The organism is Amycolatopsis sp. CA-128772 (genome assembly GCF_002904295.1).
GTDB lineage: Bacteria > Actinomycetota > Actinomycetes > Mycobacteriales > Pseudonocardiaceae > Amycolatopsis.
Genome location: NZ_PPHG01000072.1, coordinates 129140 through 155784, shown reverse-complemented (window position 1 = coordinate 155784; position 26645 = coordinate 129140). Strand labels below are relative to the sequence as shown.

Genomic DNA, 26645 nt, shown 5'->3' with positions numbered 1-26645 from the left:
ACGGGTAAGCGCCGGGTATGGAACTCACCCTGCCCGGCGGGCCGGCGTGCGGGAACGCCACCGAAGTCGCGACGGCCTACTCGTCGCCGTCCCTGCTCAACCATTCGATGCGGGTGTACGCCTGGGCGGTCGCGCTCGGCGACGTCCACCACATCGCCTTCGACGCCGAGCTGCTGTACGTCGCGGCCATGCTGCACGACGTCGGGCTGGCCGCGGAGTTCGACAGCCACACGAAGCCGTTCGAGGAGGCCGGCGGGCACGTGGCGTGGGTGTTCGCGGCCGGCGCGGGCTGGCCGCCCGCGCGGCGCGCGCGGCTGGCGGAGGTGATCGTCCGGCACATGTGGGCGGAGGTCGACCCGGCGGCGGACCCGGAGGGGTTCCTGCTGTCGCGGGCCGCCGCGGCCGACATCGCCGGGCGGGACGTCGCGGACCTGCCCTCGGCCTACCGCGCGGACGTGCTCGCGCGCTACCCGCGGCTGGACCTGGTGGCGGAGTTCCTCCGCTGCTTCGGCGACCAGGCCGCCCGCAAGCCGGAGAGTTCGGCCGCGGCCGCGATGCGCAACGACCTCACCGGCCGGATGGCGGCCAACCCGCTGGAGGCGAACTGACCATGCAGGCGATCACCGTTTCCGACCGCACGGCCGAACCGGCGCTGACCGAACGGCCGTACCCCCACGCCGCCGAGAACGACGTGGTCGTGCGCGTGCACGCGGCGGGGTTCACCCGCGGCGAGCTGACCTGGCCGGCGACCTGGACCGATCGCGCGGGCCGCGACCGGACGCCGAGCATCTCGGGCCACGAGCTGGCGGGCGTCGTCGCGGAGCTCGGCTACGGGACGACGGGCCTGACCGTCGGCCAGCGCGTCTTCGGTATGGCCGACTGGGCCCGCGACGGCTCACTGGCCGAGTACACGGCGGTGGAGGCCCGCAACCTGGCGCCGTTGCCGTCGGACATCGACGACGTGACGGCGGCGGCCCTCCCGATCTCGGGCCTGACGGCCTGGCAGGCCCTGTTCGACCACGGCCGGCTGACGGCGGGCCGCACGGTCCTGGTCCACGGGGCGGCGGGCAGCGTGGGTTCCCTGGCGGTCCAGCTGGCGGGGGAGGCGGGCGCCCGCGTGATCGGCACCGGCCGGCCAACGGACCGCGAGACGGTGCTGGGCCTCGGCGCGGAGGTGTTCGCGGACCCGCTCGCGGCGGATCTGGAGCAGGCGGACGTGGTACTGGACGTCCTGGGCGGTGAGGTCCTGGACCGCTCGGCGGAGCTGGTGCGCGAGGGCGGGACGTTGGTGACGATCGCGGAGCCGGTACGCCGCCGGCCGGCGGACGGGCGGGCGGTGTTTTTCGTGGTGGAGCCGGACCGGGTGCAGCTTGCGGAGTTGGCGCGGCGGGTCCGGAAGGGACGGTTGCGGCCGCGGGTGGATGCGGTGCGGGCGCTGGAAGAGGCGCCGGCCGCGTTCGGTGAGCGGGGCCGGACGGTGATCCGGATCGGGTGAGGCTGTGCCTTGTCCCCGTCGGCCCGCCATCCGGCGTTGGCTCACCCGGGCATGCCGGCGCCCGCACCCGTGATCACCTCGGGTGCGGGCGCCGGGAACCGCTCTACTGGGCCTTGTTCTGACCGCGGCCCGCCGGGGCGCGGCCGTTCGGGGCCTCGGTCTTGCTCGCCTGGGCCACCTTCTCCGCGGCCTCTGCCGGCTTCGGAGCCGCCGGCTTGGGGGCCGCCGCCGGGGGCGGGGTCACGGGCTTCTCGGCCGCCGCCGGCTTTTCCGCCGGGACGGTCGCCGTGTTCTCCGCCGGCTTGGGGGCCGGCGTCGGCTCGACCTTGTTCTCCGCCAACGGGTTCGGGCGGCGGACCTTGGCCACCGCCACGACCGCCGCGGCCACCGCGGCGAAGGCCAGCAGCCACGGCCAGCGCGCCCTCTTGCTGCGCTCGCCGCGGGCCACGCTCTTGGCCTCCTGCAGGGCCACCGCCAAGTCGCGCTTGGCCGTCGCCACCGTCTTGCGGCGCCGGCGGCCCGACTCGCCCGCCGAGCTCACCACCGTCGCGACCGCCTGGGCCGCCTTGCGACCCGGGTCGCGCATCTTGGCCGCCCGGGCCATCACCTCGTCGCGGGCGGCGGAAGAGTTGGACAGCACGTCGCGGCGGGACGACCGCGTGCTCTTGTCGAAGTCCTTCGTCGCCGCGCGGCCGACCTTCGCGAGTTCGTCCTTGCCCTCGGCCAGCTTCCGGTCGGTGATTTCGACCGCCCGTGCGGCCGCGGCCGCACCGACCCGCGCGGCTTCCGCGGCGAGGTCCCGTACGCCGGCCGCCGCCGTCTTCACCGATCGCCCGACCGGGGCGTCGCCCTGGCTCATGTGATCACCTCTCACTCGTCGCAGCAGGCATGGCCTGCTCACCTCACACCTGTGGGCTACCCAGTGAGAGGCCGTCCGGAACGTCGGTCGCCCATCGGCGTCACGAACCGCCGCCGCGACGCTGCCGGTAACCGGCCGACTTGACCTTGGTCCCGCACGCGGTCATGTCGCACCACCGGCGGCGCCCGGCGTGCGAAGCGTCGAGGAACAGCCGGCTGCAGTCGGGGTGCGCGCACTCGCGGATCCGGGCGGCGTGCGGGCCGGCGAGCAGGTCGATGGCGTCGCGGGCGAGGGTGGACAGCGCCTGCCCGAGGTCGCCGCGGTACTCGACCGCGGCGCCCGTCCAGTGCGGCACCAGCGGCGGTCGCGCGGCGAACGCGTTCATCCCGGCCCGGTCGGTGTCACGTCCGCTCTGCCGGCACAGACGGTTGACCACCTCACGCAGGGTGACGATCCGCCGGAGCCCGTCCTCGTCGACGGCGATGGCCGGCCCGTAGCCGGCTTCGGCCAGCCAGCGTGTGCCGTCGGCGGGGGTTTTCAGCAGCTCACGCGGGTGTTCGCGGTGCCGGACCTGCACCGTGGTCGTCAGGTCCAGGCAGGGGCGGCCGCCGAGGAAGGTGAACACGTCACCATATTGACCGGTGACGGGGATACCTGCCAAGGTGGCGTCACCAGACAGTGGGGTGACGGGGGTGCGATGTCCGGTTTGGCGCGGTACCTGACGGCGGCGGTCCTGGTCCGCGGCGCCGACAGCGGAGCAACGGTCGGCCTCCTGTTGCTGGCGGCGGACCGCCACCAGCCCGCGGCGGCCGGCGGCCTGCTGGTCGCGGCGCTCAACGCACCGCACCTGGTGGGGCCATGGCTGGCCGCGCGCCTGGACCGCGCCCAGGACCGCCGCCGCCTGCTCGCGGCGGCATACCTGGTGTACGGAGTGGCGTTGGCGGCGGGCGCGCTCGCCCTCGGACGGTTCCCGACGGTGGTCCCGATCGCGGCGGTGGCGATCGCCGGGGCTTGCGGGCCGCTGTTGACGGGCGGGTTGAGCAGCGTGCTGGGCGACCTGGGCGCCGGCGCCGGCGATGCAATGAGCACGGCGATTCCCGCTCGGGCCGCCGGAGCCGAAAGACAGAGCTTGATCCTGTCCTGAGCCGTCGAGGCGCGCTCGCCACCACAAACCCTCCAGCCCCCGGCCCGAGCCGCCGCCGTCGGGGCTGGGATGCGCTCACCTACGGCGTCGGCAACACCGCCGGGCCCGCGGCCGCCGCCGCCCTCACCGCGGTCTCCTCCCCGCTCCACGCCGTTCTCGCCCTGGCCGTCGCCGCCTTCGCGGGCGGGGTTCTCGTCCTCACCCTTCCCCTTGCCGGGCGGGCCGTCGCCGGGTCCGCCGTCAGTCTTCGGGCCGGGCTCGGCCTCCTGATCCGGCAGCCGTCCCTCCGGCGGGTCACCGTCCTGACCCTGCTCGGCGCCGTCGAGCTGGGTGCCCTGCCCGTCATCGCCGTGCGGTTCGGGGCCGAACTCCACGGGTCCGCCGCCGCCGGGGCCGCCCTCACCGTCGCCTACGGTGCCGGGAGCCTGGTCGGCTCCGCCTTCGTCACCGTGTGGCCCCTCACCGGCGAACCCGAGACCCTCGCCGTCCGGCTCTTCGGGGCCATGGCCGTCGCCACGGCCCTCTGTGCGTTCGCTCCCGGGTACGCCGTCGCCGGGTTCGCCGTGCTCGGACTCCTCAACGCGACCTCCTTCACCGCGACCCTCGCCGCTCGCGGCGCCTATGCCCCGGACGGCGCGCAGGCGCAGGTGTTCGTGACCAGCGCCGGGCTCAAGGTCGCCATGGCCGCCGCCGGGGCCGCTCTCGCCGGGGCCGCCGGGGCGAGCGGCGGCGTCCTGCTGCTCGGCGCGGCCGCGGCCACCGGGCTCGGGGTGGCCGCGGCCTGGGTGGACCGCCGGGTGGGTGTCAGGCCGGCCGCACGTCCAGCGGCAGGTGGCGGACACTGACGATCACCGACGGGTTCTGGAACACCACCGGCTCGTCCGTCGCGACCGCCAGGTCGCGGTAGCGCTCGAACAGCACCTCGAACGCGATCCGGCCCTCCAGCCTGGCCAGCGGTGCGCCGAAGCAGAAGTGGATGCCGTGGCCGAACGTCTGGTGCGGGTTCGGGGTGCGGTCCGGTTCGAACGCGTCCGGGCGGTCGAACACCGCCGGGTCGCGGTTGGCCGCCGCCAGGTCGGCCATCAGGATCGCGTTCTCCGGGATCCGGTGGCCGCCCAGCTCGACCTCCGCCGTCGTGCGGCGGCCCAGCTCCGGGAACGGCGGCAGCAGGCGCAGCACCTCCTCCAGCGCCGCCGGCAGGCCGGCCGGGTTCGCGCGCAGCGCCGCCGCCGTGCGCGGGTTGCGGTCGAACGTCACCACCGCGTTGCCCAGCAGCGCCGTCGTGGTGATGTGGCCGGCGATCAGCAGCAGCGCCACGAACCCGACGATCTCCTGGTCCTCGAGCCGCTCGCCGTTGAACTCCGCCTCGACCAGCCGGCTGGTCAGCCCGGGGCCGGGGTGCGCGCGGTGGTGGCGGATGTGGTCGAGGATGTAGGCGTTCATCTCGCGGATCGTCGGCGCGATCGCGTCCAGCGCGCGCTGGATGTCCGCCATGTCGGCCGACTCCCCCAGCTGGTCGCCGCTGAACAGGACCTGGGCCCAGCGGGTGAACAGCGGGCGGTCCGCCACCGGGACGCCGAGCAGCTCGGCGATCACGATGATCGGCAGCGGGTACGCGAGCGCGTCGACCATGTCGAAGCGGGCCGCCCCGGCGACCTCGTCCAGCAGCTCGCCGGCGATCGCGCGGATCCGGGGCGCCAAGCCCGCCACCACGCGCGGGGTGAACGCCTGGCTGACCAGGGTCCGCAGCTTGCGGTGGTCCGGCGGGTCCATCCCGACGAAGTTGCCCTTGCGGAACGTCTCGAAGTCCTCCTGGACCGGGGTGAGGCCGCTGAAGTCCGACGAGAACGTGGCGGGGTCGGACAGCACCCGCGAGACGGACGCGTGGTCGAGCACCCGCCACAGGCCGCGCTCCTCGTCGTGGTGCACCGGGCCGCGTTCGCGCAGCTCGGCGGCACGCGCCAGCAGCTCCTCGAAGGCGAACGCGACGCCCGATTCCTGGGTGGTCATGTCTGGGTCTCCTCGGTCTTCGTCGAAGCGGGTCCGGCAGGGGTGAGCGAATCGGCGCGGGGGAACCGGCGCAGGGTGGGGCTGACCGTGACGACCAGCGTCACCAGTGCGATCCCGGCGGCGCAGAGCAGCACTGCGTCGGTGCCGGGGAACGCCTGCACCACGACGCCGCCGAAGGCGGGCCCGGTCGCCGCGGACACGCCGCCGATCACGCCCATCACGCTGGTCAGGCGGCCGCGCAGCCGGTCGGGGGTGAGCAGCAGCTGGTAGGTGCCGATCGTCGTGTTGGCGGTCGGCGGCAGCAGGGCCATGGCGACGAACAGCGCCCCGAGCAGGTAGCCGTCGTGGATGACGGCCGCCAGCGGGGTGAGCAGGGTCAGCACCCAGAACACGCTGACGATCGAGATGTAAGGCCGCAGCCGCCGCTGCAGGTACGGCGCGATGAGCGATCCCACCACGCCGCCGACGCCGAGCATCGCGGCCATCACGCCGATCTCGCCCGAGGTGATGCCGCGTTCCTTGGCCAGCACGATGATGACGATGTAGTAGGCGCTGAAGAAGAAGTTCAGGCTCACCGCGCACGCCACCGTGACGCGCACGTGCCGCTCGCGCCACACCCAGCGCAGCCCCTCGGCCATCTCCCGGCCGAGGTGCCCGTCCGCCGCCGGCGCGGCCTCGCGCCGCGGGGCCCGGACGAAGACCAGCGCGATCAGCGAAACCAGGTGCACGAGCACGTCGAAGGCGAACGGGACGGCCCGCCCGAGGCCGTAGAGGAAGCCGCCGACCGCGGTGCCCGACAGCTGGCCGAGGGCGCCGCGCGCGGAGTTCATCGCCACCGCCGTGGGCAGCTGGGCCGACGGGACGACGCCGGCCAGCATCGCGCCTTCGGCCGGCCCGAACAGCGACCGGCAGCAGCCCAGCGCCGCCGCGACCGCGACGAGGTGCGGGACGCTCACGGCGTCCCACCAGATCGCCGCCGCGAGGCTCCCCACCGCCAGCGCGTAGACCGCCTCGCAGCCGAGCAGGATCTTCTTGCGGTCCCAGCGGTCGGCCAGCGCGCCCGCGGGCAGCCCCGCCACCAGCTGGGCCATCGCGTCGACGCCGAGCACCAGCCCGGACAGCGCCGGCGAGCCGGTCACCGCCAGCACCAGCAGCGGCAACGCGATCATCGACGCGCTGAACCCGGCCTCCGACAGCGCCTGGCTGCCCCACAGCAGCTGGTAGTTCCGGTTCCGCGAAAGGGGCGTGGTCACCGCCGCTCCTTCCGGCGGGCCGGGCCCTGGCTGTCGGCCGCGATCCGCCGCAGCGCGGTGGCGAAGTCGCCGGCGACCGCTTCGACGGTCCGCCGGTCGTGCCGGCCGGGCTGGTAGATCAGGGAGAACACCAGCTCGCCGTCCTGCACCGCGCCGACCAGGTCGATCAGGTGCGGGTGGTGCTCGGCCGGGTCGTGGTCGCGCCCGAGCGACCCGTGGACCGCGGCGTACAGGCTCTCGGCCGGCGTCGCGGCGGCCCCGGAACCGTCCCACTGGCCGAGGTAGTTGAACGACAGCTGCGGTCCGGCGGCCGCAAGCCGCTCCCGGACGTCCGGGTCGCCGAGGTGGCGAAGCGCGCCGTAGCTGAACCCGTTGCCGGGCACGGCCCGCAGCTGCTTGCGGACCGACTTGACGAGCGTCCGCCAGTCCGGGCCGTCCGCATCGGCGTCCTCGATGGACAGTGCCACCGGGAACAGCGTGGTGAACCAGCCGACCGTCCGGGTGAGGTCGACGCCGTCGAGGACGTCCTCCCGGCCGTGGCCTTCCAGGGCGATCGACACGTCCGGACGCCCGGTCCACCGGGCCAGGGCCCACGCCAGCGCGGCGAGCAGGACGTCGTTGACGCGCGTGCGGTAGGCCGCGGGCGCCGAGCGCAGCAGGGCGTTCGTGTCGTCGGCGTCCAGCACCACGGTGACCTCGGCGGTGCCGGTGGTGCCGCCGTCGTGGTCCACCGGCAGCTCGCCCGCGGCGGGCAGGCCGGTCCAGTACGCCAGTTCGTCGGCGAACCCGCCCGCGCGGACGTGGTCGCGGAGGCGGTGCGCCCAGTCCCGGAAGGACGTCGTCCGCGGGCCGAGGTCGATCGGGACGTCCCGGGCGGCCTGCCGGTAGGCGGTGTCGAGGTCGTCGAGCAGGATGCGCCAGGAGACGGCGTCGACCACGACGTGGTGCGCGGCCAGGAACAGCCGCGGCCGCCACGCCGGTTCGGCGGTGACCAGGACGGCGGCCAGCAGCGGGCCTTCGCCCAGGTCGAAGCCGGCGTGGACGTCGTCGGCGATCCGTTCCAGTGCGGCCGCCCGCCGGCCTTCGGGCACGGCGGTCACGTCCTCGTGGCGCAGCGCGGGCCCCGGTTCGACGTCGGCGTTGTGCTGCCGCCAGCCCTCTCCGGTGCGGGTGAACCGCATGCGGAGGGCGTCGTGGTGGGTCCACACCGCGGCGAGGGCCGTGCGCAGGGCGCCGGCATCGAAGCCGTCGGCCAGCTCGACCAGCATCGACTGGTTGAAGTGGTGCGGGTTGACGGTGTGGGTGGCGAAGAACCAGTCCTGGATCGGGGTCAGCGGCACCGGCCCGACGACCGGTCCCCCGGCCTCGGCTTCTTCGGCCACGGCACCGGCTTCGGGGGCCAGCGCGGCGATGGTCTGGTGCAGGAATATGTCCTTTGTGGACAGCCGGAGGCCGGCCTGCCGGGCCCGGGACACGACCTGCATGCTGAGGATGGAATCCCCGCCCAGCTCGAAGAAGTTGTCTTCGGTGCCGACGCGGTCGAGGCCGAGGACCTGGGCCCAGATCTCGCAGAGCGCCCGCTCGGCCGGGGTCGCCGGCTCGACGTGGCGGCCGGCGGGCTCGGCCGCAGCGGCGACCACGGGCAGCGCGCGGCGGTCGACCTTGCCGCTCGGGCCGAGCGGCAGCGCGGGCAGTTCCAGCAGCGCCGAGGGCACCAGGTGCCCGGGCACCGACCGGGCGAGGAACTCGCGCAGCTCACCGGCGCCGACCGGCTCGGTCCCCGGTTCGGTGACGAAGCAGGCGACCAGGCGTTTGTGGCCCGAGCCGTCCTGCTGGACGGCGGCGACGGCGGCGGCCACGCTCGCGTGCCGGGTCAGCGCCGCTTCGACCTCGCCGAGTTCGATCCGGAAGCCGCGGACCTTGACCTGGTCGTCGGCCCGGCCGGTGAACTCCAGCTGCCCGGCCGCGGTCCACCGGACGACGTCGCCGGTGCGGTACATCCGCTCCCCCGGCGCGCCGAAGGGGTTGGCGGTGAACCGGTCGGCGGTGAGGCCCGGGCGGTCGAGGTAGCCGCGGGCCAGGCTCGGCCCGGCGACGTACAGTTCGCCGGCCACGCCGATCGGCACCGGCTGCAGGGCCGCGCCGAGCACGTAGACGCGGGTGTTCGGGATCGGCCGCCCGATCGGCGGCGGCGTGCCCGGCCGCAGCGGTTCGCTCCAGGTCGCGACAATGGTCGACTCGGTGGGGCCGTAGGCGTTGACCATCCGCCGCCCGGGCGCCCAGCGGTCGACGAGCTCGGCCGGGCAGGCGTCCCCGCCGACGACGAGCGTGCGCAGGTCGGGCAGGTCGGTCGCCGGCACGGTGGCCAGCGCGGCGGGCGGGATGAGGGTGTGGGTGATCCGGTGCGCGGCGAGGAAGTCGGCGAGCGGTTCGCCGAGCAACGGCTCGGGCGGGACGACGACGAGCGCCGCGCCGGCGGGCAGCGCCAGGCAGAGTTCGAGGATGGAGGCGTCGAAGCTGGGCGAGGAGTAGGCCAGCACCCGGTCGCCTTCGGTGACCTGGAGGTGTTCGGCTTCGGCGGCGGCGAAGGAGGCCAGCCCGGCGTGGGTGACGACGACGCCCTTGGGGCGCCCGGTGGAGCCGGAGGTGTAGATGACGTAGGCGGGGTGCCCGGGCCGGACCGGGGCGGCCGGCACCTCGGCGGGCTCGCCGTCGAACAGGGCCGGGTCGTCCAGCTCCAGTACCGGCACCCCGTCCGGCACCGGTGGGGCCAGGCCCGCCAGCGTCACCACCAGGGCCGGGCGCGCGTCCGCCAGCATGAACGTGATGCGCTCGATCGGGTAAGTCGGGTCGACGGGCAGGAACGCTCCGCCCGCCTTCAGCACCGCGAGCTGCGCCACCACGATCTCCACCGATCGCGGCAGGGCCAGCGCCACCAGCCGCTCCGGGCCGATTCCGTGCCCGTGCAGGACCCGGGCCAGGCGATCCGCGCGGGCGTCCAGCTCGGCGTAGGTCAGGGACTCGCCCGAGATCAGGGCCGGCGCGTCCGGTGTCCGGCGTGCGCGGGCCGAGATCAGCTCGGGCAACGTCGCCGGCCCGACCGGTACCGCCGTGTCGTTCCAGGTGTGCAGGACCAGGTCGCGCTCGGCCGGGGCGATCAGCGGCAGCCGGGACAGCGGCCGGTCCGGGTGGTCGGCGATGCCGGCCAGCAGTACGCCCAGGTGCGCCGCCAGGCGGTCGATCGTGGCCGCGTCGAACAGGTCCGTGTTGTAGGTCAGGGCCGCGCGCAGCACTCCGTCGTCCGGCTGGAACTCCAGGGTCAGGTCGAAGTTCGCCGCCGTCGCCGGCTGGGCGAGCTCCTCCGTCTCCAGGCCCGGCAGCCGCGCCGCCTCGCGGGGGCTGTTCTGCAGCACCACCATCACCTGGAACAGCGGGGTGCGGCTCGGGTCGCGGCCCGGCTGGACCGCGTCGACGACCCGGTCGAACGGCAGGTCCTGGTGGTCGAACGCGGCCCGGACGCCCGTCGCGACCTCGTCCAGGAACGCCGTGAACGCCAGGTCCGGGCGGACGTGGGAGCGCAGCACCAGCGTGTTGACGAAGAACCCGACCAGCCCCTCGAGCTCGGGCCGCTCGCGGCCGGACGTCACCGTGCCGACCGCCACGTCGTCCTGGCCGGCCCAGCGGCCGAGCACCACCTGGCAGGCGGCGACGAGGGTGGCGAACAGGGTCGTCTCGCGCTGCCGGCTCACCTGCTCGAGCCGTCCGGTCACCGCCGCCGGGACGACGATCTCGTGCGTCGCGCCGCGGGTGGTGCGCACCGGCGGGCGCGGCCGGTCGGTGGGCAGTTCCAGCGGGGTGAGGTCCCGCAGGCGCTCGGTCCAGTACTCCGTCTGGCCGGCCAGGACCCGCTCGGCGAGCCGGCCGCGTTGCCAGGCCGCGAAGTCCGCGTACTGCACCGGCAGCGGCGGCAGGTCCGCCGGTTCGCCGCGCAGCGCCGCCGCGTAGAGCGCGCCGACCTCTTCCGCGATCAGGCCGTTCGACCAGCCGTCGGTGACGATGTGGTGCACCGCCACGGTGAGCACGTGCTCTCGCGGCGCGAGCCGGATCAGCTTCACCCGCAGCAGCGGTCCCTCACTGAGGTCGAACGGCTGCTCGCCGTCGGCGCGCAGGATGTCCGCGAGGTCCTCCCCGCGGGCGTCGACGACCGGCACCGGGACCGGCGACGGCGGGTGCACGACCTGGACGCCGTGGCCGTCGGCCGAGCCGAACGTGGTGCGCAGCGGCTCGTGCCGGGCGACCAGCGCGGTGAACGCCCCGGCGAGCGCGTCGACATCCAGCTCGCCGCGCAGGCGCACGGCCGAGCTGGTGACGTACTCGGTGCCGCCCGGCTCGAACTCGTCGAGGAACCACAACCGCTGCTGGGCGAAGGACTGCGGCAGCTCACCGTCGCGGGGCACCGCCGGGATCGGGTCCTGGACCGTCGCGCCGACCGTCTCGATGGCGGCGGCGAGCCGGGACACCGTCGGGTGGGCGAACACCGCCCGCGGCGACAGCGACACGCCGCATTCGGCCAGCAGCCGGGACACCAGCCGGATGCTGAGGATCGAATCGCCGCCGAGCTCGAAGAAGTTGTCCTTCGCGCCGACCCGCTCGACCCCGAGCAGCCGCTGCCAGATGCCGGCGACGGCGCGTTCGGTCGCGGTCGACGGCTCGGTGTAGGGCCGTTGCGCCGGCACCGGGCCGTCCGGGGCAGGCAACGCCCGGCGGTCGACCTTCCCGTTGCGGTTCAACGGAAGCTCGGGCAGCACCAGCACCACGGCGGGCACCATGTACTCCGGCAGCGCCGCCGCGGCGTGCGCGCGCAGTTCGCCGGGATCCGCGGCGCGCTCGAGGACGACGTGCGCGAGCAGCCGCCGCGTGCCGGACGAATCCGCGTGGACGCTCGCCACCGCCTGGGCGACCGCCGGGTGCGTGGCCAGCACGGCCTCGACCTCGGCGAGCTCGATGCGGAACCCGCGCAGCTTGATCTGGTCGTCGGAACGGCCGAGGAACACGAGCTCGCCGCCGGGGCCGCGGCGGACGACGTCGCCGGTGCGGTACATCCGCTCCCCCGGCGCGCCGAACGGGTCGGCGACGAACCGCTCGGCGGTCAGGCCCGGCCGGCCGAGGTAGCCGCGGGCCAGGCCCGCGCCGGCCAGACACAGCTCGCCCGGTGCGCCGGCGGGCAGGGGCCGCAGGTCGGCGTCCAGCACGTACGCGCGCATGCCGTCCAGGGGACGGCCGATCGGCACCGGCTCGGGCACGGCCTCCCCGGTCATCCGGAACGACGTGGCGAACGTGGTGGTTTCGGTGGGGCCGTAGCCGTCGACCACGACCAAGCCGGGGCACGCGGCCTGGACCGCCCGCACCACGGCCGGCGGGACGACGTCGCCGCCCGTCCACACCTCGCGCAGGCCGCGCAGGCAGTCCGGGGCGTCCTGGGCGAGCAGCCGGAAGAGCCCGGCGGTCAGCCACGCCGAGGTGACGTCGTGCGCGGAAACCGCGCGCCGCAACGATTCCACGGACAGGTCGGGCCCGTCGGGCAGGACCGTCGTGCCGCCGCCCAGCAGCGGCACCCACAGCTCGTAGGTGGAGGCGTCGAAGGCCAGCGGCGAGTGCGCGAGCACCCGCTTGTGGGCCCCGCCGGCGAACCGGCCGTCCTGGGCCAGCGCGGTGATGTCGCGGTGGCGCACGGCGACGCCCTTGGGGACGCCGGTCGAGCCGGACGTGTACATGACGTAGGCGAGGTTCTCGGGCCCCACCGGCACTTCGGGCGCGGCGGCGGACCGCTGCTCGCCGACGGTCAGCACCGGTCCACTGTGGACGGCTTCGGCGGTGGGCACCCAGCTGTCGCCGGCCACCACGACCGATACCCCGGCCTCGGCGAGCACGGCCCGCAGCCGCTCCTGCGGCGCCCGGGTGTCCAGCGGCACGTAGGCCGCACCCGCCTTGAGCACGGCGAGTTCGGCGACGACGTGCTCGACCGACGGTTCGAGCAGCAGCCCGATCCGGTCCTCGGCGCCCGCGCCCAGCCCGGCCAGCCGCCCGGCCAGGTGGTTGGCCCGCTCGTCGAGCTCGGTGTAGGTCAGGCACCGGTCACCGGCCAGCACGGCGGGCGCGTCCGGGTGACGCCGCACCCGGCCGGCGAACAGCACGGGCACGGTGGACGGCGTTCCGGCGGCGTTGCGGCCGTACGCGTCGGCGAGCACCCGGGCGCGTTCCGCCGCGCCGGTCCACGGCACCCGGGCCAACGGCCGTCCGGCGTCCGCGGTGACCGCGTCGAGCAGGAGCGCCAGGCGGTCGGTCATGGCCGTGACGGTTCCCGCGTCGAACAGCGCCGGGTCGTAGGCGAGGTCGAGGGCCAGCCCCTCGTCCAGGGACGCCCGCAGGCACAGCGGGAAGTTCGTGGCGTCGGCCGAAGCGACCTCGAGGACCCGGGGCGCGCCCGCGGTGGCGGGTTCGCTGATCGGGTAGTTCTCGAACACGACCATGCTGTCGAACAGGTTCTGCCCCGCGGCGACGTCGCTGAGCGGGCGCAGCCGGGCCAGCGACACGAAGTCGTGGTCGCGGGCCTCGCTCTGGGCCGCCTGCAGCTGCCCGAGCCACCGCGCGACCGGCAGCGCGGCGTCCACCCGGACGCGGGTGGGGATGGTGTTGATGAACAGCCCGATCATGGTCTCGACGCCGGCCAGGTCGGCCGGGCGGCCGGACACGGTGGTGCCGAAGACGACGTCACGGTCGCCGGAGTGCATCGCCAGCAGCAGCGCCCAGACGCCCTGCACGACGGTGTTCACGGTGAGGCCGTGGGTCCGGGCGAACTCGCGCAGCCGCAGCGTCGCGGCCGGGGCGAGCTCGGTGCGGACGGAATCGGTGGAGCGCGACGGGTGGGCCTCGGACGGCGGACGGTCGTAGGGCAACGCCGTCGGGGCCTCGAAGCCGGCCAGGGTGTCCCGCCAGAACGCGTCCGCCGCGGCCTGGTCGCGGCCGGCCAGCCAGCCGAGGTAGTCCCGGTAGGGGCGCCGGGTGACCAGGGCGGGCCGGACCCCGGCGGTCGTGGCGGCGTACTGCTCGCAGGCCTCGGCGAAGACCTGCGCCGAGCTCCAGCCGTCGAAGAGCACGTGGTGGGACGTCCACACGAGGTCGGCCTCGTCGCCGGGCAAGGCGGCGATCGTCAGGCGGGTCAGCGGGGCCCGCGTCAGGTCGAACGGGACGGCCCGGTCGGCGGCCAGGGCCTCCCGGAGGGCGGTTTCGCGTTCGGCCGGGCCGAGGTCGCGCCAGTCGTGGTGGGTGACCGGCAGGGTCGCCGTGCGGTCCACCACCTGGACGGGCTCTTCGACCCCGGTCCAGACCAGCCGGGTGCGCAGCACCGGGGTCCGGTCGACGACCCGCTGCCAGGCCGCGGCGAGCGCGGCCGGGTCGGCGACGCCGGCGAGGCGGATGCGGACCTGCTCGAAGTAGGCCGGGGAGCCGTCGTCGGCCAGGGTGTGGAACACCATCCCGGCCTGCAGCGGGGTGAGCGGGTAGAGGTCTTCGACCGTGCGGCCGTCGCCGGCCACGGTGTCCAGTTCGGCCGCGCTCAGCCGGGCCAGCGGGAAGTCCGACGGCGTGCGGCCGCCGGCGTCCGGGGCGGCGCAGTGCGCGACGATCTCGCGCAGCGCCGTGAGGACCTGCTCGGCGAGCCCGCGCACGGTGTCTTCGCGGTGCACGCCGGGCGCGTAGGTCCAGGCGAGTTCGAGGGCACCGCCGTCGACGATGCCGACGACGTCCAGCAGCGCCGTGCGCGGCCGCGCCGGGTCGGTGTCGGCGCCGAGGTCGCCGCCCCAGCCCCGGTACAGCCCGTCGTCGGCACCACCGGCGGTCCACTGCCCGTGGTAGTTCAGGGAAATCTGCGGCACCGGGTCGTCGTGCCGCCGCAGCGCGCCGTAGCCGAGGCCCTTGCCGGGGACGGCCCGCAGCTGCTCCTTGACGGCCTTCAGGGTCGATCCCCAGTCTTCGGTCGCGGGGAGGGTGAGCGCGACCGGGTACTCGGCGGTGAACCAGCCGACCGTGCGGGACAGGTCGAGGTCGTCGAAGATCTCCTCGCGACCGTGCCCTTCCAAGCCGACGAGGACGCGTTCGCGGCCGGTCCAGCGGGCCAGCACCCGGCCGAGCGCGCCGAGCAGGACGTCGTTGATCTGCGTGCGGTAGACGTCCGGGACCTGGTGCAGCAGGGCGTCGGTGGTTCCGGTGTCCAGGCGGACGGTGACCGTGCGGGCCCTTCCGGCGGTGTTCTCCCCCGTGGCGTCCACCGGCAGGTCCGGGTCCACTCCGTCGAGCGCTTCGGTCCAGTACGGTCGTTCGGCGTCGAACGCGTGCCCGGCGAGGCGATCCGCCCAGCGGAGGAAGCTGACCGGCGCCGGGCCGAGGTCGATCGGCCGGCCCGCGATCGCCTGGCGGTAGGCGGTTTCCAGGTCGTCGAACAGGATGCGCCAGGACACGCCGTCGACCACCAGGTGGTGGACGACCAGCAGCAGCCGCGGTGGCTGCCCGGGAGAGGTGATCAACGCGGGCGCGACCAGCGGCCCGTCCTCGACCGACAGGGAGGCGCGAGCTTCGGCCGCGACCACGCTGCTGTCCACATCGGACACGCGCCGGAGCACCGGGACTTCCGCGTCGGGCCGGAACTCCTGCCGCCAGCCGTCACCGACGCGGGTGAACCGGGTGCGCAGGGCGTCGTGGCGCGCCAGCACCGCCGCCAACGCCGTTTCGAGGGCCGGAACGTCCACGTCCGGGTCGAGTTCGGCGAGCGTGGACATCGTGAAGTGGTCGTGGTGGCCGGTGGCGAAGAACCACCGCTGGATCGGCGTGAGCGGGGCCGCGCCGGTGAACCCGGTTTCGGGCTCGGCGGCCGCTTCGGCGCCGGCGACGAGCGCGAGCTCGGCGATGCTCTGGTGGCGGAAGACGTCCCGCGAAGTCAGGCGCAGACCGTGCCGCCGGGCCCGGGAGACGACCTGGATGCTGAGGATGGAATCCCCGCCGAGGGCGAAGAAGTTGTCGTCCACCCCCGGTTCGGTGACACCGAGGACGTCGGCGAAGATTTCCGCCAGCAGCCGTTCGACGTCGGTGCGCGGGGCGGTCCGGCCCTCGGCCGGGGCCGGGTGGGCGGCGGGCGCGGGCAGCGCGCGGCGGTCGACCTTGCCGCTGGTGGCCAGCGGCAGCCGGTCGAGCGGCACGAACACCGAAGGCACCAGGTGCTCGGGCAGGGTCGCCTTGAGCGCGGTCCGCAGCCGCGCCGGATCCGCCGCGGAACCCGGGACGACGTAGGCGACCAGCCGGGCGTGGCCGTCGTCGTGGCGGGCGACGACCACCGTGTCGGCGACCTCGGGCAGCGCGCGCAGGGCCGCCTCGACCTCGCCGGGCTCGATCCGGAAGCCGCGGATCTTGACCTGGTCGTCGGCGCGGCCCAGGTACTCCAGGTGGCCGCCGGCGGTCCAGCGGGCGCGGTCGCCGGTGGCGTACATCCGGCTGCCGGGCGGCCCGAACGGGTTGGCACGGAAGCGATCCGCGGTCAGCCCGGGCCGGTTGAGGTAGCCGCGGGCCAGCTGGACGCCGGCCAGGTACAGCTCCCCGGGCACGCCGATCGGCGCCGGGCGCAGCCGGTCGTCGAGGACGTAGGCCCGTACGTTGCCGAGCGGGCGGCCGATCACCTCGCGCGCGGTCTCCCCGATCCGGCACAGGGTCGCGTCGACCGTGCACTCGGTCGGGCCGTAGAGGTTGAACGCGGTGACGCCGTCGAGGTCGCTCAGGTCGCGCCAGAGCGCCTCGCCGACGGCTTCCCCGCCGATCAGCAGCACCGGCGGGCGGTGTCCCCCGAACCCGGTGTCCAGGAGGTGCCGGACGAACGACGGCGTGGAGTTGACCAGGTCGATCCGGTGCTCGGTGACGTAACCGGCGAGCACGGCGGGGTCGAGCCGGGTGTCGGCGTCGATCACGTGCAGCTCGTGCCCGGCCGTGAGCATCAGCAGCACGGCTTCCCAGGAGGCGTCGAAGGAGAACGCGGCGGTCAGCGCCACCCGCAGCCGGTCCTTGCCGGCCGCGGCGGTGAACCGGTCCGCGTGGTCGACGGCGAAGCCGGCGAGCGAGCGGTGGGTGACGACCACGCCCTTGGGCGTCCCGGTGGAGCCGGAGGTGTAGATCGCGTAGGCGGCGTGGTCCGGGTTGATCGGGGTGCGGAGGTTCGTGTCCGCCCCGTCCGCGGCCACCGGTTCGGTGATCACCAGCACCGGCCGGGCGTCGGCCAGCAGCGCCTCCCGCCGCCGTTCGGGCAGGTCCGGGTCCAGGGGCAGATAAGCAGCGCCGGTCTTGAGCACGGCGAGGAGGGTGACCACGAGGTCGGCCGTGCGCGGCAGGGCGACGGCGACCAGGCGCTCGGGGCCGGCACCGCGGGCGACGAGGGCGTGGGCGATCCGGTTGGCCCGGGTGCCGAGCTCGGCGAAGGTCAGCGTCGTGTCGCCGGAGACCACCGCGGTCGCGTGCGGGGTCCGGGCGGCCATCGCCTCGAACAGCTCGACGACGCTCGCGTCCGGCACCGGCCGATCGGTGGCGTTCCACGTCTCGACGACGAGTTCCCGTTCGGCCGCGGGCAGCAGCGGCAGCGTGTCGACGGGCCGGTCCGGGTCGGCCACGACGGCGGTGAGCAGGACCGTCAGGTGCTCGGCGAACCGCTGCACGGTCGCCGCGTCGAACAGGTCGGTGTTGTAGTTCAGCAGGCCCCGCAGGCCGTCCGGGCGCTCCTCGAACTCGACGCTCAGGTCGAACCCGGCGGTGGTCATCGGCAGCGTCAGCTCGCTCGCCGCCAGTCCGGCCAGTGCGGGCAGGCGGTTGCCGGCGTTCTGCAGGGTGACCAGGACCTCGAACAGCGGGGTGCGGCTGGGGTCACGGTCGGGGCTGAGCTCGTCGACGATCCGCTCGAACGGCACTTCCTGGTGGGCGAAGGCGTCCAGGACCGTCCGGCGGACGGTGCCGAGCAGCTCGCCGAAGCTCCGGCGTCCGTCCACACGGGACCGCAGCACGACGGTGTTGACGAAGAGGCCGACGAGGTCCTGGACCTCCGGGTGGTCGCGGCCGGAGGTGACCGTGCCGACGGCGACGTCGTCCTGGCCGGACCAGCGCCGCAGCACCAGCTGGCAGGCGGCGGTCAGGGCCGTGAACAGGGTCGTGTCGCGGTCGTGGCTCAGCCGGCGCAGCCCGGCGAGGGCTTCGGCGCCGAGGGTGAACTCGTGCTCGGCGCCGTTCGACGTCCGGGTGGCCGGGCGCGGCCGGTCGGCCGGCAGGTCGAGCGGGCGCAGGCCGTCGAGTTCCCGCCGCCAGAAACCGAGCTGCTCGTCGAGGAAGTCGCCGGTGAGGCGTTCGCGCTGCCAGGCGGCGAAGTCCGGGTACTGGATGGGCAACGCCGGCAGCTCGGCCCGCTCGTCGCCGTAGAGGGTGGCCAGCTCGCCGACGAGGACGCCCATCGACCAGCCGTCGGTGATGATGTGGTGCAGGGACAGCACGAGGGCGTGGTCGTCCGCGGCCAGGCGGACCAGCCGGGCCCGCAGCAGCGGGCCACGAGCCAGGTCGAACGGCCGGGCGAGGTCTTCGGCCAGCAGTCGCCGCAGCTCCTCCGGGCCGGTGACGTCGGTGACCGGCAGGGCGAGCTGCCACGGCTCCCCCACCTCCTGGCGGGGCCGGCCGTCGACGGCCGGGAACGTGGTGCGCAGCGACTCGTGCCGGGCGATCAGCGTGGTGAGGGCCCGGGCGAGCGCGTCCGGGCGCAGGTCGCCGCGCAGCCGCACGCCGAACACCGTGACGTGGTCGGTGCTGCCGGGGGCGAAGTCGTCGAGGAACCACAGGCGCTGCTGGGCGAAGGACAGCGGCAGCTCGCCGTCGCGGACGGCCGGGGTGATCGCGGCCGTGACCGGGGCGGCGGACGCGGCGGGCAGGGCCGCCGCCAGGCCTTCGACCGTCGGGTGGTCGAACACCGTCCGCGGGGACACCTCGACGCCGAACGCCTCGCGCAGCGCGGAGCTGAACCGGATGCTGAGGATGGAATCCCCGCCCAGCTCGAAGAAGTTGCCGTCGGCGCCGACGGCCTCCAGGCCGAGCGTGGCGGCCAGTACCGCGGCCACCGTGCGTTCGGTCTCGGTGCGGGGTTCGGCGAAACTCCCGGTGCCCGTCGCGGCGGGCGCCGGCAGGGCGCGCTGGTCGAGCTTCCCGTTGCGGGTCAGCGGGAGTTCGCCGAGCGTGACGAACGCCGACGGCACCATGTAGTCCGGCAGCGACCGGGCCAGGTGCTCGCGCAGCCGGGCCGCACCCGGCGGCGCGTCCGGTGCCGCGGCGACGACGTAGGCGACCAGCCGCTTGCGGCCGGGTTCGTCTTCGCGGGCCAGCACCGCCGCCGAACCGACGTCCGGCAGCGCGAGCAGCGTCGCCTCGATCTCGCCCGGTTCGATGCGGAAGCCGCGGATCTTGACCTGCTGGTCGGCGCGGCCGTGGTAGCGCAGGGCGCCGTCCCGGGTGCGGGAGACGCGGTCGCCCGAGCGGTACATGCGGGAGCCGGGTGCGCCGAAGGGATCGGCGACGAACCGGGCGGCGGTCAGCCCCGGCCGGCCGAGGTAGCCGCGGGCCAGGCCGTCGCCGGCGACGTAGAGCTCGCCCGGCACGCCGGCCGGGACCGGGTTCAGGTCGGCGTCGAGGACGTACCCGGCCAGGTCGGGCAGCACCGCGCCGATCACGCCCGGGATGTCCACATCGGACACCAGGTCGTGGTGGGTGACGTGCACGGTGGTTTCGGTGATGCCGTACATGTTCACCAGCCGCGGGGCGCGGTCGCCGTGGCGGGCGAACCAGCCGGCCAGCCGGCGCGTGTCCAGGGCCTCGCCGCCGAAGACGACGTACCGCAGCGAAAGCCGCGCGCCGGGCTCGTCTTCGTCGGCCCGGACGAGCTGGTAGAACGCCGACGGCGTCTGGTTGAGCACGGTGACGCGCTCGTCGGCCAGCAGGCGCAGGAACTCCCGCGGCGAGCGGGACACCGCGTGCGGCACGACGACGAGCCGGCCGCCGTGCAGCAGCGGGCCCCAGATCTCCCAGACGGAGAAGTCGAACGCGTAGGAGTGGAAGAGCGTCCAGACGTCGTCGGCGCCGAACTCGAACCGGGCCGCCGTCGCGGCGAACAGGCGGGTGACGTTGCGGTGCGGGATCACCACGCCCTTGGGCAGCCCGGTCGAGCCGGAGGTGTAGATGACGTACGCGGGGTGGTCCGGCGTGCAGCGCAGCGGTGGGTCGGTGTCCGGCCCGTCGGTCACGTCGACGTCTTCGGGCGCGAGGACGGCGACGGGATCGGTGTCGGCGAGCATCCGCTCGACGCGTTCGGCCGGGGTGGCCGGGTCGATCGGCAGGTAGGCGGCACCGGCCTTGAGCACGGCGAGGATGGCGACGACCTGCTCCGCCGAGCGGGGCAGGCGCAGCGCGACGAACCGCTCGGGTCCGGCGCCGAGCGCGATCAGCCGGCGGGCCAGGCGGTTCGCCCGCGCGTTCAGCTCGGCGTAGGTGGACCCGGTGCCCTCGGCGGTGAGCGCGATCGCGTCCGGGTGCTCGGCCACCCGGGCGGCGAACAGCTCGGTGATGGTGGGCGCGGGCAGCGACGAAAGCGGCTCGGCGGTGAGCTGCGCGCGGTCGTCGGCCGACAGCCACGGCAGGCGCGCGATCGGGCGGTCCGGGTGCTCGGCGATGCCCAGCAGCAGGGTCTCCAGCCGGGCCGCCATGGCGGTGGCGGTCTCCTCGTCGAACAGCGCCGGGTCGGTGGCCAGCTCGAACCCCAGCTGCCGGTCGACGTAGGCGCGCAGGGTGACCGGGAACGTGGTGGCGTCGAGCGCGGTGACCTCGCGCAGGGTGACGCCCGCCTGCGCGGCGGCGTTCTCGTCGAAGGGGTAGTTCTCGAACGCGACCATGCTGTCGAACAGGTTCCCGCCGGACGGGACGTCGCTGAGCGCGCGCAGCTTCCCGAGCGCGAGGAAGTCGTAGCGGCGGGCCTGGTTCTGCTCGTCCTGCAGCCGTTGCAGCCACGGCAGGACCGGCTCGCCGCTGTCGATCCGGGTCCGGGTCGGGATGGTGTTGATGAACATCCCGATCATGTTCTCCACGCCCGGCAGGTCGTCGGGGCGGCCGGAGACGGTGGTGCCGAACACGACGTCGGATTCGCCGCTGGAGTGGGCCAGCAGCAGCGCCCACGCCCCCTGCACGAGGGTGTTGACGGTCAGGCTGTGCCGCCGGGCCACGTCCCGCAGCCGGGCGGTGTCCTCTGTGGACAGTGACGTCCGGACCGTGCGCGACGAGCGGGTCCGGTGGGCCTGGGCCGGCGAGTGGTCCCACGGCAGCGGGGTCGGGGCGGCGAACCCGGACAGCACGCCCCGCCAGTGGTCTTCGGCGGCGGCGACGTCCTGGGCGGCGAGCCAGCCGAGGTAGTCGCGGAACGGCCGGTGGGCCGGCACGCGCGGAATCCGGTGCTCGGTGAGGGCGGCGTACTGCTCGCACACCTCGGTGAAGATCTGGGCGAGGCTCCAGCCGTCGAGCACGATGTGGTGGGAGGTCCACATCAGCAGCACGCGGTCGTGGGTCAAGGCGATGACGGCCAGCCGCATCAGCGGTGCGGTGGTCAGGTCGAGCCCGGTGGCGGCGTCCTCGGCCGAGAGCCGGTCCAGCTGGGCGGCCTGCTCGGCCTCGGAAAGCCCGCGCCAGTCGTGGCGGGCGATCGGGACGGCCGCCCGGCGGCGCACGACCTGGAGGGGTTCCTCGACGCCGTCCCAGACGAGTTCGGTCCGCAGCACCGGGGTCCGGTCGGCGACCTGCTGCCACGCCTGGGCGAACGCGTCGGGGTCGCGGACCCCGTCCAGGAGCATCCGGGCCTGGTCGACGTAGGCGTCGGCGGTGGGGTCGGGCAGGCTGTGCCTTCCGGGGCTCCGCCCCGGGCCGGGGGCGCCGCCACCCGGACCCCCCGCAAACAGGCTGTGGAACAGCATCCCAGCCTGCAGCGGAGTCAATGGGTAGATGTCGTCGACCTCGCGGCCGTCGCCGACCAGGCGGTCCACTCCCGCCTGGTCGAGGCGGGCCAGGGGGAAGTCCGACGGCGTGCGGCCGCCGCTGCCGGGTTGCGCGCAGTGGGCGACGATCTCGCGCAGTCCGGTGAGCATCCTCCCGGCGAGGCCCCGGACGGTGGCTTCGTCGTTGACCTGGTCGGAGTACGACCAGGTCAGCGCCAGCTCGCCGGACTCGACGACACCGGTCACATCCAGCTGGTAGGTGCTCGCCTCCTCGGGGGCGATGTCCGCGCCCGGGCTGTCCTGCCGCCCGCGGAACAACCCGTCCGCACCGGCCTGGGCGTCCCAGCGGCCGTGGTAGTTGAAGCAGATCTGCGGCAGCGGGAACGCCTGCAGCGCGTGCCCCGGCGCACCGGGGTCGCCGAGGTAGCGCAGGGCCTCGTAGCTCAGGCCGCGGCGCGGGACGGCCCGCAGCTGCTCCTTGACCGCCTTGAGCGTCGCACCCCAGTCCCCCGACGGCGGCAGGTCGAGCGCCACCGGGAACTGCGTGGTGAACCAGCCGATGGTGCGGGACAGGTCGACGCCGTCGAGGACGTCCTCGCGGCCGTGGCCCTCCAGCGCGATCAGGACGCCGTCGTCCCCCGTGCGGTCGGCCAGGGCGCGCCCGAGCGCGCTCAGCAGCACGTCGTTGACCTGGGTCCGGTAGGTGGCGGGCACCTGGTGCAGCAGCGCGTCGGTGTCCTCGGCGCCGAGGGTCACGGTCAGCGTGCGGGTCGAGCCGGTGGTGCCCGCGCCCGCGTGGTCGGCCGCCAGCGCCGCCGGGACCCGGCGCGCCACGCGCGTCCAGTGCTCGAGGTCGTCGTCGAACCCGCCGTCGCGGACGTGCCGCTCGAGCAGGTGCGCCCACTGGGTGAACGGCGTGGCCGTGGCCGCGAGCCGGACCGGGGCCCCGGCGACGACCTGGTGGTAGGCGGTTTCGAGGTCGCCGAGCAGCAGCCGCAGCGAGACCCCGTCGGCCACCAGGTGGTGCACGGCCACGAACAGCAGCGGCGGCCGGGTGCCGCGGGCGAGCAGGGCCGCGCCGACGAGGGCGCCGGTGGCGAGGTCGAGGCCGGCGCGCACCTGCGCGGCCGCGGCCTCGATGCCCGCGCGTTGCCCGGCGTCGCCGAGCGAGGCCAGGTCCCGGATCCGCAGGATCCCGGACGGCGGTCCGGGCGCGACTTCCTGCCGCCAGTGGCCGTCGACGGTGAAGAACCGGGTCCGCAGGGCGTCGTGGTGGGCGACGACCGCGTCGAGGGCGGTCCGCAGCGCCTGCTGGTCGACGCCGGCGGGCAGCTCCAGCAGCTGCGACATGGTGAAGTGGGCCAGGGGGCCGTGCGTGGCGAAGAACCAGTGCTGGATCGGGGTGAGCGGCGCCGGGCCGGCGATCGGGCCCGCCGCGGCCGGGGTGTGCGCCGCCGTCGTCTGCACCGCGGTCGCCAGCCCGGCGATGGTCTGGTGCAGGAAGATGTCGCGCGAGGTGAGCCGCAGGCCGGCCTGGCGGGCCTGGGCGACCACCTGGATGCTCAGGATCGAGTCGCCGCCGAGGCCGAAGAAGTTGTCCTCGACGCCGATGCGGTCGTTGCCGAGCACCTCGGACCAGATGGCCACCAGCTGGTGTTCGACGGCCGTCCGGGCGGGCACGTAGGTCCGGCCACCGTCCGCCGGGGCGTCGGGGGCCGGCAGGGCCCGCTTGTCGACTTTGCCCTGCGGGGTCAGCGGGATGGCGTCGAGCGGGACGAACGCCGAGGGCACCAGGTAGTCGGGCAGCGTGGCCCGCAGGGCGGCGCGCAGGCCGTCCGGCGTGGGCGCGGCCTCGCCGGCGCCGACGACGTAGGCGACCAGCCGGGCGTGCCCGCCGTCGGGACGGTTGGCCACCACGACGGCCGCGGCGACGCCGGGCAGGCGCACCAGCGCGGCCTCGACCTCGCCCGGTTCGACCCGGAACCCGCGGATCTTCACCTGGTCGTCGAGCCGGCCCAGGTACTCCAGCTGCCCGTCGGCGGTCCAGCGGGCCCGGTCGCCGGTGCGGTACATCCGCTCGCCGGGCGCGCCGAAAGGGTTGGCGACGAAGCTCCCCGCCGTGCGGCCTGGCCGGCCGAGGTAGCCGCGGGCGAGCTGCGCCCCGGCGAGGCACAGCTCCCCGGGCACGCCGGCGGGCACCGGCCGCAGGTCGTCGTCGACGACGTAGGCGCGGGTGTTGGCCAACGGGCGGCCCAGCACCGGCCGGGCCGTTTCGCCGACCCGGCACGACACGGCGTCCACTGTGTACTCGGTCGGGCCGTAGAAGTTGTGTGCCACGGTCACTTCGGCGGTCGCGAGCTCCCGCCAAAGGGTGTCGTCGAGTGCTTCGCCGCCGAGCATGAGGATCTTCGGCCGGTGCCGCGGGTCGGTCAGCAGGCCGGCGGGGATCAGCCGGCGCAGGTAGGTCGGGGTGAGGTCGAGGAAGTCGATCCGGCGCTCGGCGATGTAGCCGACCAGCGCGTCCGGGTCGAGCCGGACGTCGCCGCCGATCAGGTGCAGCTCGTGGCCGTCGGCCATCAGCAGCGGGCCTTCCAGGGACGTGTCGAACGACAGCGTCGCGGTCAGCGCCACCCGCAGCCGCCGCCCCGGGGCGGCGAAGTCGGTGCGGTGGTTGAAGAGCAGGTTCGTGAGGTTGCGGTGCGGGACGGCCACGCCCTTCGGGCGGCCGGTCGACCCGGAGGTGTAGATGACGTAGGCGGTGTTGTCCGGTCTCAGTGGCGCGATGCGGTCGGCATCGGTGAGGTCCGTGGCGGCGTGGTCCGGTCTTGCCGCGGCGAGGTCCGCCGGGCCGAGGACCAGCTCGGCGCCGGAATCCCGCAGCAGCAGCTCTTTGCGGTCCGCCGGCAGCTCCGGGTCGATCGGCAGGTACACCGCACCGGCCTTGAGCACGGCGAGGAAGGCCACGATCGCGTCGGTGGTGCGCGGGAGGGCGAGCGCCACCACCCGCTCGGGGCCGGCGCCCAGCGCGACGAGGTGGCGGGCCAGGCGGTTGGCCATCGCGTTGAGCTCGGCGAAGCTCAGTGCGACGTCCCCGGCGACGAGCGCGGTCTCGTCCGGGCTGCGCTGGGCCTGCGACTCGAACAGCTCGGTGATCGTGGCCGCGGGGACGTCCAGCTCGGTGGCGTTCCACTCGGTGAGCAGCCGGCTTTCCTCGCCGGCGGTGAGCAGCGGCAGGTCGCCGACCGGGCGCTGCGCGTCGGCGGCGATCGCGGTGAGCAGCACGGTGAGGTGCTCGCCCAGCGCGACGGCGGTCCGCTCGTCGAACAGGTCGGTGTTGTACTCCAGGGAGCCTTCGAGCGCGTCCGCGCCCGGCTGGAACTCGACGGTGAGGTCGAAGTTGGCGGCGCGGCGGGCCACCTCGACCGGCTCGGCCGTCAGCCCGCCGAAGTCCACCGGCCCGGCCTGGCTGCCGTGCAGCAGGACCATGGCGTCGAACAGCGGGTTGCGGCTGGCGTCGCGGTCGAGGCGCAGGGCTTCGACGAGCTTTTCGAACGGGGCTTCGGCGTGCTCGAAGGATTCCAGGACGGTCGTGCGGACGGCGTCGAGGAACGTCCCGAACGGCGCCGTGCGGTCCACAGTGGACCGGATGACGACGGTGTCGACGAAGAACCCGACCGTCCGCTGCAGCTCGGGGGCGTTCCGGCCGGAAACGACGGTGCCGACGGCGATGTCGGTGCGGCCGGTGTAGCGGGCGAAGAGCACCTGGCAGGCGGCGACCAGCACGGTGTAGAGCGTGGTGTCGTGCACCCGGGCGAGCTCGGCCAGCCCGGCGGCGACGCCGCCCGGCACGCTGAAGTGGTGCACGGCCCCGGCCGTGGTGCGCACGGCGGGCCGCGGCCGGTCGGACGGCAGGTCGAGGGGTTCGACACCGGCCAGCTGCGTCGTCCAGTAGGCGAGGTGCCGGTCGAGGGCGGGCCCGGCGAGCCGGTTCCGCTGCCACACGGCGAAATCGGCGTACTGGACGGCCGGCCCGGGCAGGTCCGCGGGCTCGCCGCGCACGGCGGCCGCGTAGAGCGTGCCGAGCTCGCCGACGAGGATGCCCATGGATTCGCCGTCGGTGACGACGTGGTGGGCGGTGATCAGCAGGACGTGGTGCTCCGCGGCCACCCGCACGAGCAGCAGGCGGACCAGCGGGCCCCGCCGGAGGTCGAACGCCCGGCCGTACTCCACGCCCAGGACCTCGTCGAGGTCGGCGGGCCGCAGCGCGGGATCGCCGTCCAGGTCGACCGTCCGCACCGGGATCTCCGGATCGGCGTGGACGACCTGCACCGGGGTCCCGCCGGCGTCGTCGATGGTGGTGCGCAGGGCCTCGTGCCGGGCCACCAGCTGCCGCAGGGCACCGGCGAGCGCACCGGGGTCGAGCGGCCCGGTCAGCCGCAGCGCGACGGCGCTGTTGTACTCGGCGTCCCCGGGCCGGAACTCGTCGAGGAACCACAGCCGCTGCTGCGCGAAGGACAGCGGCAGCGCCTGCTCCCGCGGCGCCCGGCCGATGACATCGGACCGCTCCGCCCGCCCGGCCAGCCGGCGCTTGAGCGTCTCCCGCAGCTCCGCGGGCAACGCATCGATCCGGCTCTTCCTCGAGGTGGTCATCGCTTTCGTTTCCTCACAACGCAAGTGGGTGGTCCGGGGACGCGCCCGGACCGGGGATCTCCCGCCGGCCGGGCCGGGTGCAGCTCGTACTCGGGTCGTGCGGCTCCTGCTCGAACCGCGCTGCCCCGGTCACAAAGCC

9 protein-coding genes are annotated in these 26645 nt (G+C 74.8%); 4 read left to right on the top strand and 5 right to left on the bottom strand.

What is annotated here, in order from left to right; genetic code table 11:
* The first annotated feature begins 17 nt into the window (after positions 1–17).
* Both C2L59_RS26610 and C2L59_RS26605 read left to right on the top strand, forming a co-directional pair.
* Entirely contained in the window at positions 18–608 is a 591-nt protein-coding gene (locus C2L59_RS26610) for an HD domain-containing protein (RefSeq protein WP_103352229.1), read from the top strand.
* A gap of 2 nt (positions 609–610) precedes the next feature.
* Entirely contained in the window at positions 611–1495 is an 885-nt protein-coding gene (locus tag C2L59_RS26605) for an NADP-dependent oxidoreductase (RefSeq protein ID WP_103352228.1), read from the top strand.
* A gap of 103 nt (positions 1496–1598) precedes the next feature.
* On the opposite strand, the gene C2L59_RS26600 is transcribed toward C2L59_RS26605, so the two are convergent.
* Together C2L59_RS26600 and C2L59_RS26595 are read right to left on the bottom strand one after the other, a co-directional pair.
* Entirely contained in the window at positions 1599–2354 is a 756-nt protein-coding gene (locus C2L59_RS26600) for a hypothetical protein (RefSeq protein WP_103352227.1), read from the bottom strand.
* A 100-nt stretch (positions 2355–2454) separates the two neighbouring features.
* A complete protein-coding gene (locus C2L59_RS26595; RefSeq protein WP_103352226.1) occupies positions 2455–2979 on the bottom strand; it encodes an ABATE domain-containing protein in 525 nt (174 codons plus the stop codon).
* 72 nt (positions 2980–3051) lie between these two features.
* Between C2L59_RS26595 and C2L59_RS26590 the strand changes: the two genes are divergently transcribed.
* The gene (locus tag C2L59_RS26590; RefSeq protein WP_103352225.1) at positions 3052–3498 is read left to right on the top strand and encodes a hypothetical protein; all 447 of its coding nucleotides are present in this window, start codon (positions 3052–3054) and stop codon (positions 3496–3498) included.
* Between the two features lie 350 nt (positions 3499–3848).
* Positions 3849–4343, top strand: coding sequence for a hypothetical protein (locus C2L59_RS49275; protein ID WP_233223693.1), 495 nt, complete (start codon positions 3849–3851; stop codon positions 4341–4343).
* Here the strand turns inward: C2L59_RS49275 and C2L59_RS26580 are convergent.
* From C2L59_RS26580 to C2L59_RS26570, 3 genes are read right to left on the bottom strand one after another with little or no spacing between them, the layout of a single operon-like run.
* Positions 4303–5508: a cytochrome P450 gene (locus C2L59_RS26580; RefSeq protein ID WP_103352224.1), complete on the bottom strand. Its 1206-nt coding sequence runs from the start codon at positions 5506–5508 to the stop codon at positions 4303–4305. The two genes, C2L59_RS49275 and C2L59_RS26580, sit on opposite strands and share 41 nt — an antisense overlap.
* Positions 5505–6761, bottom strand: a complete 1257-nt coding sequence (locus C2L59_RS26575) for an MFS transporter (protein ID WP_103352223.1) — start codon at positions 6759–6761, stop codon at positions 5505–5507. Before C2L59_RS26575 ends, C2L59_RS26580 begins: the two co-directional genes overlap by 4 nt.
* Positions 6758–26506, bottom strand: coding sequence for a non-ribosomal peptide synthetase (locus C2L59_RS26570; protein ID WP_103352222.1), 19749 nt, complete (start codon positions 26504–26506; stop codon positions 6758–6760). Before C2L59_RS26570 ends, C2L59_RS26575 begins: the two co-directional genes overlap by 4 nt.
* Positions 26507–26645 lie beyond the last annotated feature (139 nt).